General features: G+C 66.2%; 10 protein-coding genes and 4 pseudogenes. 4 read left to right on the plus strand and 10 right to left on the minus strand.

Annotated elements, in window-relative coordinates; genetic code table 11:
* Positions 1-7 precede the first annotated feature (7 nt).
* The 8 genes and pseudogenes from NI18_RS04935 to NI18_RS04965 form a co-directional block, all read right to left on the minus strand.
* Positions 8-886, minus strand: a complete 879-nt coding sequence (locus NI18_RS04935; RefSeq protein WP_235188288.1) for a protein-glutamate O-methyltransferase CheR — start codon at positions 884-886, stop codon at positions 8-10.
* A gap of 29 nt (positions 887-915) precedes the next feature.
* Positions 916-1,251: a CheB methylesterase domain-containing protein gene (locus NI18_RS27815; RefSeq protein WP_347574801.1), complete on the minus strand. Its 336-nt coding sequence runs from the start codon at positions 1,249-1,251 to the stop codon at positions 916-918.
* Between the two features lie 49 nt (positions 1,252-1,300).
* Positions 1,301-1,957: pseudogene (locus tag NI18_RS27820) on the minus strand (response regulator); the annotation flags it as partial.
* Positions 1,958-2,073: 116 nt separating this feature from the next.
* Positions 2,074-2,439 carry a response regulator gene (locus NI18_RS04945; RefSeq protein WP_031396352.1) on the minus strand — a complete coding sequence of 122 codons (366 nt, stop codon included), beginning with the start codon at positions 2,437-2,439 and terminating at the stop codon, positions 2,074-2,076.
* 85 nt (positions 2,440-2,524) lie between these two features.
* Positions 2,525-2,956, minus strand: coding sequence for a chemotaxis protein CheW (locus NI18_RS04950; protein WP_031396353.1), 432 nt, complete (start codon positions 2,954-2,956; stop codon positions 2,525-2,527).
* Entirely contained in the window at positions 2,956-5,310 is a 2,355-nt protein-coding gene (locus tag NI18_RS04955; protein ID WP_084215045.1) for a chemotaxis protein CheW, read from the minus strand. The genes NI18_RS04950 and NI18_RS04955 overlap by 1 nt, the downstream gene beginning before the upstream one ends.
* 100 nt (positions 5,311-5,410) lie before the next feature.
* Positions 5,411-6,055 carry a histidine phosphotransferase family protein gene (locus NI18_RS04960; protein ID WP_037528527.1) on the minus strand — a complete coding sequence of 215 codons (645 nt, stop codon included), beginning with the start codon at positions 6,053-6,055 and terminating at the stop codon, positions 5,411-5,413.
* A 104-nt stretch (positions 6,056-6,159) separates the two neighbouring features.
* The gene (locus tag NI18_RS04965; RefSeq protein WP_037528540.1) at positions 6,160-6,552 is read right to left on the minus strand and encodes a M67 family metallopeptidase; all 393 of its coding nucleotides are present in this window, start codon (positions 6,550-6,552) and stop codon (positions 6,160-6,162) included.
* Positions 6,553-6,558: 6 nt separating this feature from the next.
* On the opposite strand from NI18_RS04965, the gene NI18_RS04970 reads away from it, so the two are divergent.
* The 4 genes and pseudogenes from NI18_RS04970 to mtgA all read left to right on the plus strand — a co-directional run bounded on the left by NI18_RS04970 (position 6,559) and on the right by mtgA (position 10,428).
* On the plus strand, positions 6,559-7,518 hold the full coding sequence (locus NI18_RS04970) for an RluA family pseudouridine synthase (RefSeq protein WP_037528529.1): 960 nt from the start codon (positions 6,559-6,561) through the stop codon (positions 7,516-7,518).
* Positions 7,519-7,536: 18 nt separating this feature from the next.
* Positions 7,537-8,473: pseudogene (gene rpoH / locus NI18_RS04975) on the plus strand (RNA polymerase sigma factor RpoH).
* Positions 8,474-8,477: 4 nt separating this feature from the next.
* A complete protein-coding gene (locus NI18_RS04980) occupies positions 8,478-9,746 on the plus strand; it encodes an NAD(P)/FAD-dependent oxidoreductase (RefSeq protein WP_037528542.1) in 1,269 nt (422 codons plus the stop codon).
* A 9-nt stretch (positions 9,747-9,755) separates the two neighbouring features.
* Positions 9,756-10,428: pseudogene (gene mtgA, locus NI18_RS04985) on the plus strand (monofunctional biosynthetic peptidoglycan transglycosylase).
* A gap of 27 nt (positions 10,429-10,455) precedes the next feature.
* On the opposite strand, the gene NI18_RS04990 reads toward mtgA, so the two are convergent.
* Positions 10,456-10,779 (minus strand): YbaB/EbfC family nucleoid-associated protein, encoded by a 324-nt coding sequence (locus tag NI18_RS04990; protein WP_037528531.1) that lies wholly within the window; start codon positions 10,777-10,779, stop codon positions 10,456-10,458.
* Positions 10,776-11,191, minus strand: a pseudogene (locus NI18_RS04995) (DNA polymerase III subunit gamma/tau); the annotation flags it as partial. The gene NI18_RS04990 and the pseudogene NI18_RS04995, both read right to left, overlap by 4 nt.

The following is an 11,191-nucleotide window of genomic DNA, read 5'->3' on the forward strand; positions in this document are numbered from 1 at the left end:
CTCGGGATCACGGCGCGGACGAGCGAAGCCGCAGATCGCCAGTGGTTGACGACGGCGTTTCGTAGAAGCCGCGATAGCGCTGGCTGGGTTCGAACAACGGGGTCTGCCCGCTCACCGTCTCCCCCGCGCCCATGACGAACAGGCCGCCGGGCCGCAACGCCCGTGCGATCGTCGAGAACACCCGCAATTTCGTCTCCGCCGTCAGGTACAACAGGACATTGCGGCACAGGACCAGGTCGAAACGTCCTGCGGGCGCCGCATCGGACACGAGATTCACGCGCCGGAACGTGACAAGCTTTACCAGCTCTGGCTTGGCGACCCAGTCCGCGCCGACACCGTCGAACCACCGCATCATCCGACGGATCGGCAACCCACGCTGAATTTCGAACTGCGTGAAACGCCCCGACCGTGCGCGGGCGATTGCGGCGCCCGACACGTCGGTCGCGATGATGTCCGGAACCGGCGCACCGGTCGTCTCGTGCCGCTCGGCGAACAACATCGCCAGTGACAGCGGCTCCTGCCCGGTCGAACATCCCGCGCACCAGATCCGGATACGATGACCGGCTGCCTCGGCATCCGCGATCGCCGCAACGAGGTGCTCGAAGACCTGCGCGTCGCGGTAGAAGGACGTTTCCTGGTTTAGTAGCGCATCGACGATATGCTCGCCGATCTCCCGATCCTTTCCGGCCAGCAACTGCGCAACCAGCTCGTCAAGGCTGCCGAGCTGGCGTTCACGCAACAGCGGCTTGAGCGCTGTATCGAGGCGCCAGGAGCGATAGGCCGCGATCTGCTGCCCCGTCCGCGCTTCCAGCAGCGCGGTCAGCACGTCGATCGTCGCCTGGGAGGCCGCCGGGGCCGGTGAGGATGACGGGGCCGTGGTCGGCATGCTCCGCCCGCGCAACGCTGACGCGCCCATCATGGACGACGCTGCGACGCGATGAGCCGCCCGATCGCCTCGGGGGGCAGTATCGCCGCAGCAACACCCGACGACACGACTGCGCCCGGCATGCCCCAGACGACCGACGTCGTCTGATCCTGAGCCACCACGCTGCCGCCGGCGTCATGGACCTGTCGCGCCCCCTCCGCACCGTCGCGGCCCATGCCGCTCAGCATGATAGCCAGCGCGCGCGCGCCAAAGACTTGGGCGACCGATCCCAGCATCGGATCGACCGAGGGCAGGCAACCGCTGCTGACGACGCCCTGCCTGAGGCGGATCGCGGCACCGCCGTCGCTCAGCCGCACGCAGGTCATGTGGGCGTCGGCCGGGGGCGATGAACAGGCGGCCGGGGCGGATCCGCAGGCGGTCGGTCGCGACGTCGCACGGCCGGCCGGACAGGACCGTGAGTTGTGCCGCGAAATACGGCATGAACGACGCGGGCAAATGTTGCGTGATCAGGATCGGCAGCTGGAACGTGGCGGGCAACTCACGCAGCAACTGGCTCAGCGCGTGGATCCCGCCGGTCGATGCACCGATCGCGACGATGTCATAGGCGTCGCCGGCCGCGACGGAACGGCCCTGATCCGCAGCACCCCGGCCGCACAGCGGCTCAACCGCGGCCGTGACGTTGCGCGCGCTTCTCAGTCCCGACGCGCGGGTAGGCACGATCGCGGCCGGGGCTTCGCACAGGCGTTCGAGCTTTTCGACCAGTGCGGTTGCAAAGCGGCCAGACATGCCGCTGGCGCCCGGCTTCACCAACGTTTCCGCCGCCCCGAGCGCGAGCGCCTGGACCGCGGCCGCACCGCCCTCATCGGCGGAGGAGGAGACGATCAGGATCTTGGCACCCTGTCCCGCGGCAATCAGGTCCGGCAGCGCGGTCAGCCCATCGACCCCCGGCATTTCGATATCGAGCAGGATGAAATCGACCTCGGCAGAGCGCAGGAACTTGAGTGCGGCTCCCGCATTGGCGACCGCACCGACGACGGTAAACTGCGCGCTCGCGTCGATCAGCCGTGCCATCACCGCGCGGGCGACGACCGAATCATCGACGATCAGGACGCGCGCGGCGGCGGACGAAGGCGACCGCGGCAGCGGTGGAAGGGGCAGCGAGGCGGCCACGGTGTCGTAAGACCCGCTCAGGCCATGCCGACGATTTGCAACTTCGATGCGAGGGTTTCGCGGTCGAACGGCTTCATGACATATTCGTCGGCGCCCGCCTCGATCGCGGCGCGGATATAGGCCATGCCGTTCTCGGTCGTGCAGAAGACGACCTTGGGACGCTGCGTGATATCGCTGTCGCGCAACGCCCGCAGGAAATCCATGCCGCTCATGACGGGCATGTTCCAGTCGAGGAGGATGACGTCCGGAACCGACTCCAGACAGCACTGGAGCGCCTCCTGGCCGTCACATGCCTCGCGAACGGTAAAATCAAGCGTTTCGAGGATGTGACGCGCGACCTTGCGGATCACCTTCGAATCATCAACGACAAGACAGGTCTTCATGGAAAGCCTTCCGGGGTGATCATGGCGCCCGCCTTAGCCGGCAAAGCGTAAGCACCGGGTTAAGCGCGCGCGAGTTGGCCGCCGTTCAGGCGACGAGCGCGGGCAAGGACGACGGCACCACCGCGGCCAAGTCGAGCACCAGCATCGGCTCGCCATCGCGATCGACCAGCCCCGACGCCGCCGCCGCCCAGCCGTGGTTGAGCGCGAGCCCCGACGACAGCGGCAGCCGCTCGAACGGCGCGACATCCTCGAGCGAGTCGACCAGGATCGCATAGTCATGCCCGTCGACCTGCGTGATGACTGCCCGCCTGGCGGTTTCGGGCGTCGGCGCGAGCCCCAGTGCAGTGCCGGTATCGATCACCGTCACGACCCGACTGCGAAGCGCGGTCAGCCCGCGGATCGCCGCCTCAGCCTGCGGCACCGCGACGACATCGCCGATATCGACGACCGAGCCGACCTGTTCTGCCGGAATCGCGACGCCGCGCCCGGCGATATGCGCTATCAGAAACAATTCCATCAGCGCGCTCCCCCACTCGTCACGGCGCGAATATACGGTGCTGTATCCCCTTGTAGCGCGCCGGCCTGCGCCGCGACCCGCCGCGCGAGTTCCTCGATCAGGGCCGGACGGTCATAGCGATAGATGCTGTGGTCCTGCGCACCCGAGCCCTCCCGATTGCGGCGCAGCGTGACGATCGGTGCGGCGACCGCCTCGACCGGTCCATCCTCCATCGCCAGCGCGACCGCAGGCGTCTCGCCCGCGGCGAGGCGTGTCACACACCGATAGCCCGACGCCTCGAGCGCGGGTTTGAGGAACGTCTCCATCCACCCGCTGCTGTCGCTCTGCAACAGGCAGACCGGGCGCGAGGCGCGCCGGACCGGCTCGCCCGCGAACAACGCGTGCGGATCGATCAGCTCGACCTGCTCACCGCCGATGATCACGACGCCCGCGATCGGCCCGCCGCCATGCGCCGGGGCCATTTCGGGCGGCAATTCGACGATCTCGATCGCCTCCGCGATCGCATAGGCCATCTCGCTATCGCCATCGGTCAGACGGAGTACCGCGACTTCTTCGCGGTCGCCAATCGTGCCGACCGAATGCAACGGCACGATCGCCCCGCCGATCGCGAGACGCAACGCGCCCGCCGTAAAGCTGATCGCCGACGTCGCCACCGGTTCGACCCGGTCGATCACCGCCAGCGCGATCACGCGGCGCTTTCCGTCCAGATCGTCGAACAGCAGCGCCTGTACGCCGGCCACGCTGTCCGCCGCCGCCTCGTCGTGCGCGACCGCGAGGGCGGAAAACCGCAGCCCCGCGACATGCGCGATCCCCCCTCCGTCGAGCAGCAGCATCGGCAGGCCGCTGTCGGGCAGCGTCTGGCCGGCATAGACGCCGGTCGCCATCACGTGCGGCGAGGCAGGTTTGACGACCAGTTCCTCCGCGTCGAGCACATCGTCGACGCCGAGCGCATAGTCGCCTTCGCGGGTCGACACGATCACGAGCGTGCCCGGGTCATGGTCGCCCAGCCCGAACAGCGCGGCCAACGAGACCAGCGGCATCCGCCGTCCCCTGACCGCGACGGCCGATGCATCTCCGATCGTGTCGATCCGCACCTGCGTTCCACGGACCCTGACGATCTCCTCGATCGACTGCCGCGCCAGCGCGAAACGCTGCGTCCCCACGCTGACGATGATCGTCGACAGGATCGACAGCGTCAGCGGCACGTGAATGACGATCCGAAGCCCGCGGCCGGGCATGTTGCACAGCGCGATGCGCCCGCCGATATGCTCGATATTGGCGCGCACGACATCCATACCGACGCCGCGTCCAGAGACTGTCGTGACCGTGTCGCGGCTCGACAGTCCCGCTTCGAACACGAGATCGAGTTTTGCGTCCTCATCCATCGCGCCGATCTGCGCTTCGGTACGCAGGGCCTGGTCCTTGGCCTTGCTGACGATCCGCGCAACGTCGATGCCACGTCCGTCGTCGCTGATCTCGATGAGGATCTGGTTGCCCGACTGGCGTGCGGACACGACGAGTCGCCCCGTCGCGGGCTTGCCCGCGGCCAGACGGTCGGCCGGCGACTCGATCCCGTGATCGACGGCGTTGCGGATGATATGTGCCAGCGGATCGCGAATCAGTTCGATCAGCTCGCGGTCGAGCTCGACGTCAGAGCCCTCGATCACCAGGTTGACCGCCTTGCCCAGTTCCGCGCTGGTATCGCGGACCATGCGCGGCAGCGCCGAGAACAGCGCATCGATCTTCTGCATCCGGGTCCGCGTCACCGTGTCTCGCATGTCGGCGACGGTCAGCGAGAGCCGTTCGAGCGCAGCATCAACATGCGGATCGCTGACGTTATCTCGCAATCGCCGCGCCAGTTCGTTGCGCGCGAGCACCATGTCGGACATGCCGCTCATCATCCGGTCGAGCAGATCGACGTTCAGACGGACACTGCGGCTGCTGGCCCGCACGGTTGCGACATGCACGGGCACGGCCGCCGGCGTGGCGTCCTCCGCCAGCGCCGTGATCAGCAGTTCCTCGCTTGCATCATCCAGCGCCGCGCCGGCATCGATCGCCTCGACGATCTCGCCGATCCGGTCGACGATCGCGAGCACGGCATTCACCAGCGCGGTGTCGGGCACGCGCTTGTTGTCCCGAACCGCCGCAAGCACGTCTTCAGCGGCATGGCTCAGCCGGGCCAGCCGGGGGATGTCGAGAAACCCGCAGCTGCCCTTCACCGTGTGAACGAAGCGGAAGATTGCGTCGAGCCGCGCGCGATCCGTCGGCGCCGCCTCCCAGGCGACAATCTCGCCCGACAGCGCCTCCAGCGTCTCGCGCGTCTCGGCTATGAATTCCTGTAGAAGATCGTCCATGCGGGCCCCGGAACGCGTGCGTCGGGCCCGTCATGACGAACAGGGGTTAAGGCTGCGTTAGGATCGCTCCTCCCCCACCGCACCACCGTATCCAGCCAAGTTATCGCGCGTTGAACACCGCACCGAAGATCATGACGCCGTCGGACGGTTCAAAGATCTGCATGCTGCCCCCGCTCTCGGCGACGAGCGTGTGCACCATATAAGCGGCGGCCGCGCGCGGCGTTACCGCCGTATCGCCAGGACCGTCGACCAGCGTCCGACGAATTTCGGGGTCCAGGACGAGCCGCGGCCCCTCGACCTTCACGACCACCTCGAGATGGCCGGCATTGTCCTCGCCGCCAATCTCCATCCGGCCGCCACGCACCAGCGATTCGCTGCCGATCAGCACCAAATTGAGCAGGACCTTGATCGCCGCCTTGGGCATCGTTTCCTCGTCCACGAGCCAGGCGAGCTCGATCCGCTTGTTCTCGGCGATGAGCCCTTCGATCGCGGACTTGGCCTCGCGGGTTGCGACCTCCTCGCCGAAGCCCCCCGCAGCACCGAAGGCCAGGCGAAAGAATTTCAGCTTGCTCGCCGATGCGCGTGCGCTGTCCGCCAGCAGCTCCATGCACCGCGCACGCATTGCCGGATCGGTTTCGTCTGCCAGCAGTTCGAGCCCGTTGTTGAGCGCGCCGACCGGCGACAGCAGGTCGTGACACAGCCGCGAACACAACAGGCTGGCAAAATCGACCGGGCTGACAGTCATGAATATCCTCTCGAAAACATGTGCCGTTCTGACCTCGCCACGATTAGCTGGCAAGCGGCAAGGCGCATAGGCGGCGCTTCACACTCGATGCTCGACGGATCACGTCAATTCAGCACAATGGCAACCTCGGCAAATGCGTTGGGGGCGTGAGAGCGCCAAGCGCGGGCTTGCCTGCCGCCAATGATCAGCCAGATCGCTCCGTCGCCCATCGCCTGCGCGGCGTCGCGCGGCGACGGCACGGGTTTGCCCGTGGGATGCGAGTGGTAATGGCCGATGACCGCGGGGCCGCCGTGGCGCGCGCGACGATGCGCGGCCAGCAGCGCTGCAGGATCGATTTCGAAGCTGTGGGCGGGATGGTCCGCGACATTCTCGCAAGGCTCTGCCGTCGCGATGGCATCCGGCGTACCGAACAGCACTCCACAAACCTCCTCCGCCGGCGATGCCGCCGCCCATGCCAGGATCCGATCGAGGACGCTGCTTGAAATCGTAACGCTCATCGCCACATCGCTACCGCATGGACCGGGGGGGTTGCCACGATTGAAGCGAGAATCGCCGCGGCGGCCGATGGATGGCGTCTGGACCGCGCGCTCGCGGATGCCGTTCCGACGATGTCACGCGAACGGTTGAAGACGTTGATCGCCGCCGGTGCGGTATCGCAGGCGGGTCAAGCCTGGCGCGATTCTTCGAAAAAGGCGTCCGCCGGTCAGACCTTCGCGATCGCCGTGCCGCCACCGACGCCGCTGCATAACGAGGCGCAGGACATCCCGCTCGTCATCGCCTATGAAGACGAGCATCTGATCGTCGTCGACAAACAGGCGGGTCTGGTCGTGCATCCTGCAGCAGGCAATTTCGACGGCACGCTCGTCAACGCGCTGCTTCACCATTGCGCAGGGAATTTGTCGGGGATCGGTGGGGTCGCGCGTCCGGGCATCGTCCACCGGATCGACAAGGATACCTCCGGGTTGATGATCGCCGCGAAGAGCGACCGCGCGCACGAGGGACTGGCCAAGCAGTTCCACGATCACAGCATCGACCGCCGCTACCGCGCGATCGTCGGCGGGATCCCGCGCCCTTCCTCAGGAACCGTCGATGCCCCGCTGGCGCGCAGTCCGCAAAACCGGAAGAAGATCGCGATCGTCCAAGGCGGCAAACGCGCCGTCACGCATTTCACGACACTGCAACCGCTTCGCGATGCCGCGCTGGTCGAGTGTCGGCTCGAAACGGGTCGCACGCATCAGGTGCGCGTCCACATGGCCTCGATCGGGCACGCCTTGCTCGGCGACCCGGTCTACGGTAGAAACCGGCCCGGTCAGAAGACGCTGCTCGAAACGCTTGGTTTCCGCCGTCAGGCCTTGCACGCCGCGTATCTCGGGTTCATCCATCCTATAAATAGTAACGCTTTGGCGTTCGAAAGCAGGATGCCTGCGGACATGCAGGAACTGTTCAGCGAGCTTCACGTATAGATATCGGACCCTGCCGCAGTGCGGTATGGTTTCGCAGAAAGGGAAGACTACCATGCAGCCCGCTCCAACGTTCCAGCGACGATACCTGCGCTCGGCAGCGAGGCGGGTCTCAATCGCTATCTCGCCGAGATCAAGAAATTTCCCATCCTGCAACCCGAGCAGGAATATATGCTCGCCAAGCGGTTCCAGGAGCATGGCGACACCGATGCTGCGGCGCAGCTCGTGACGTCGCATCTCCGTCTCGTGGCGAAGATCGCCATGGGTTATCGTGGCTACGGCCTGCCCACCTCCGAGTTGATCTCTGAGGGCAATATCGGCCTGATGCAGGGCGTGAAGAAATTCGAGCCGGAGCGCGGCTTCCGCCTCGCGACTTATGCGATGTGGTGGATCCGCGCGTCGATTCAGGAATATATCCTGCGCAGCTGGTCGCTCGTGAAGATGGGGACCACCGCAGCGCAAAAAAAAGCTGTTCTTCAATCTGCGCCGGATGAAGAGCCGCCTCGATGCATTCGAGGACGGTGATCTGCGCCCTGAGCACGTGACGAAGATCGCCACCGATCTCGGTGTCGCCGAGACCGACGTCGTCAGCATGAACCGCCGCATGGCGATGGGTGGTGACACCTCGCTCAACGTCCCGATGCGCGAGGACGGCGAAGGTCAGTGGCAGGATTGGCTGCAGGACGACGCACCGCTCCAGGACAAGATCGTTGCCGACGCACAGGAGGCCGACGTCCGCCACTCGATGCTGGTTTCCGCGATGGACGACCTCAACGATCGTGAACAGCATATCCTGACCGAACGCCGCTTGACGGACGATCCTAAGACACTCGAGGAATTGTCTCAGGTCTATGGCGTCTCGCGCGAGCGAGTCCGCCAGATCGAAGTTCGCGCGTTCGAGAAGCTGCAAAAGGCTATGATGCGCATTGCCGGCGAAAAGCGCCTGCTCGCCGCTTGACGCCGTGCGCACCGTCGTCATCGGCGGCGGTGCGGCCGGTATTGCGGCGGCGCGGACGCTGCATGACGCCGCGCATGATGTGTTGCTGGTCGAGGCGAGCGACCGCCTTGGTGGTCGGGCGCATAGTCTTTCAATAGACGCGTTATTGAGCCGCGAGAGCAGTGAGGCAGAGGCGAATCCTGTCCCTGCGGGGTCTAATGTCGATGCCGGTTGCGGGTGGCTCCACTCTGCGCAGCGCAACCCATGGACCGCGATTGCGGAGCTTTCGGGTTTCAGCGTCGACCGGTCGGACGCGAACTGGCGCACGCAATGGCGTAACCTCAGTTTTTCGCCCGAAGAGCAGGCGTCTTCGTCTACCGCCTATCAGGAATGGAACGCCCGCGCATTGGCGGCAGTCGACGGTCCCGACCGCGCCCTGTCCGAGCTTGTCGGTGTGAACGATCCGTGGCGGCCGAGGATCGACGCGATCTCAGGCTATGCGAATGGCGCCAGCCTGTCGCAGGTGTCGCTCCATGACTGGGCTGCGTATGAAAATGCGGCTTCGGACGATAATTGGACCGTCAAGCAAGGCTATGGCACGCTTGTCGCCAGTCACGCTGTCGGTCTGCCGATCCGTCTCACTACGCCGGTCACCCGTATCAACCATGGCGGTCGGCGGATCAGGCTCGACACGCCGTCCGGGACGATCGCTGCGGATCATGTCATCGTCTGCGTGCCCACCACCGTGCTGGCCAAGTCACAGATCAGGTTCGACCCGCCCTTGCCTGACAAGCATGCCGCCGCCACCGACCTCCCGCTCGGTTTAGCCGACAAGGTGTTCCTGCATGTCGATCGACCGGAATGGCCGGCGAATGCGCATCTCGTCGGCAACCCCTATGCTGCGTGCACCGCCAGCCACCGCCTGTCGCCGTTCGGCTGGCCGATCGTCGAAAGCTTCTTCGGCGGCGACTGCGCGGAGATGCTGGAGGATGGCGATGCCGCGGCGTTCGCGATCGACGAACTCGTTGCCCTGCTCGGCAGCGACTGGCGCCGTCGCTTCACGCCGCTTGCCGCGACGCGCTGGCGCCGAGAGCCGTGGATCGGTGGTAGCTACAGCCATGCGCGGATCGGGTGCGCTGGCCAGCGTGCGGTGCTTGCCGCGCCGGTCGACGGCCGGATCTTCTTCGCCGGCGAGGCCTGTCACCGTGAGGATTTCTCTACGGCGCACGGCGCATATGAAACCGGCGTCGCGGCGGCGCGGGCGATCATTGGCGGGGGCGCGGTGATCGCATAAGGAGCGGCGATGGGCCTTATCCGCATCCTCGCCAAATTCGCGTTCGTCTTCGTCGTCGTGACGGTCGCCTGGGTCGGCCTGTACCGGGTCGTTCCGCCGCCCTTCACCTTCACGATGATGGGCGACCTACTGTCGGGGCATACGGTGACGAAGGACTGGATGCCGTTGTCGGAGATGGATCCCGACATGGCGCGCGCCGCGATTGCGGGCGAGGATTCGGGGTTCTGTTCGCACAGCGGCTTCGACTTCAAGGCGATTGCCGGGGCGGCGGCGCGCAATGCGCAGGGTGGGCGGATCCGTGGCGGGTCGACGATCAGCCAGCAGACCGCGAAAAAACGCGTTCCTGTTCCAGGGCGGCGGCTATGTCCGTAAGGCGTTCGAGGCGTATTTCACCGTCCTGATCGAGACGCTGTGGCCGAAGCGGCGGATCATGGAGGTGTATCTCAACATCGCCGAGACCGGGATCGGCACCTATGGCGCCAATGCCGGGGCGATCCGGTATTTCAACCATGATGCGTCGCGGCTGTCGGCGACCGAGGCGGGACGGATCGCGGCGGTGCTGCCGCTGCCGAAGAAGCGGGCGGCGATCGCGCCGCGCGGTTTCGTCCGCCGCCACGGCAACACGCTGTCGCGCCGCGTCTCGACGGTCCGCACCCAGGGGCTCGACGGCTGCCTCCGCTAGGGACCGGCAGCCGCCGCACCCGGCAGATCAGAACGGCAGCTTGAAGCCCGGCGGGAGCTGCAGGCCGCTGGTCATCTTGGACATTTCGGTGTCCGACACCGCATCGGCCTTGGCGCGGGCATCGTTGAACGCGGCGGTCAGCAGATCCTCGAGCATCTGCTTCTCGCCGACCTGCATCAGCGAATCGTCGATCGCGATGCCGATGATCCGGCCCTTGGCGGACGCCTTGACCTTGACCAGCCCGCCGCCCGACGCGCCCTCGACCTCGATCGTGTCAAGATTGGCCTGCGCCTTTTCGAGTTCGGTCTGGACGTTCTGCGCCATGGCAAGGATTTCGTCGATATTCTTCATGCGTTGCTCCTTTGACCCGGCCACGATTCAAGCTTGGCGTCGGGAAACGCTGCCACCGCGGCCTTCATGATGGGGGATTCGAGTATGGCCTGCTTCACCGCCTCGTCGGCGGCGTCCTGCGCCTCGCGCAGCGTCGGTTCGCCCGGCGCGTCGACGATCGACACCTTCCAGGCAGTCCGCGTGACCGACTTCAGCAGCGTGCCGAGCTCGGCCAGCGTGTCGGCCGAGACCGGCCGGCTGCCGGAGAGCGCGAATTCGGGCGGCGCATAGGAGACGATCCGCGCGCCGTGACGCAGCCGCGCGGCGATCGCCAGCCCGCCCGAATCGTCGAGCAGATCGACCAGAGCCGCGAAGGTCGGCGGCAGGATCGGTCCGGTGTCGACGGGTGCCGGCGGAGCGGACGCCCCCGCCC

Source organism: Sphingomonas sp. Ant20, from assembly GCF_000783375.1.
GTDB classification, from domain to species: domain Bacteria; phylum Pseudomonadota; class Alphaproteobacteria; order Sphingomonadales; family Sphingomonadaceae; genus Sphingomonas; species Sphingomonas aerolata.

What these genes read in the sequence shown, in the direction of transcription:
- NI18_RS04945 (WP_031396352.1), bottom strand. Translation starts at nt 2,439, where the DNA reads ATGAAGACCTGTCTTGTCGTTGATGATTCGAAGGTGATCCGCAAGGTC.
- NI18_RS04965 (WP_037528540.1), bottom strand. Translation starts at nt 6,552, where the DNA reads ATGAGCGTTACGATTTCAAGCAGCGTCCTCGATCGGATCCTGGCATGG.
- NI18_RS04950 (WP_031396353.1), bottom strand. Translation starts at nt 2,956, where the DNA reads ATGGAATTGTTTCTGATAGCGCATATCGCCGGGCGCGGCGTCGCGATT.
- NI18_RS04955 (WP_084215045.1), bottom strand. Translation starts at nt 5,310, where the DNA reads ATGGACGATCTTCTACAGGAATTCATAGCCGAGACGCGCGAGACGCTG.
- NI18_RS04990 (WP_037528531.1), bottom strand. Translation starts at nt 10,779, where the DNA reads ATGAAGAATATCGACGAAATCCTTGCCATGGCGCAGAACGTCCAGACC.
- NI18_RS04935 (WP_235188288.1), bottom strand. Translation starts at nt 886, where the DNA reads ATGCCGACCACGGCCCCGTCATCCTCACCGGCCCCGGCGGCCTCCCAG.
- NI18_RS27815 (WP_347574801.1), bottom strand. Translation starts at nt 1,251, where the DNA reads ATGACCTGCGTGCGGCTGAGCGACGGCGGTGCCGCGATCCGCCTCAGG.
- NI18_RS04960 (WP_037528527.1), bottom strand. Translation starts at nt 6,055, where the DNA reads ATGACTGTCAGCCCGGTCGATTTTGCCAGCCTGTTGTGTTCGCGGCTG.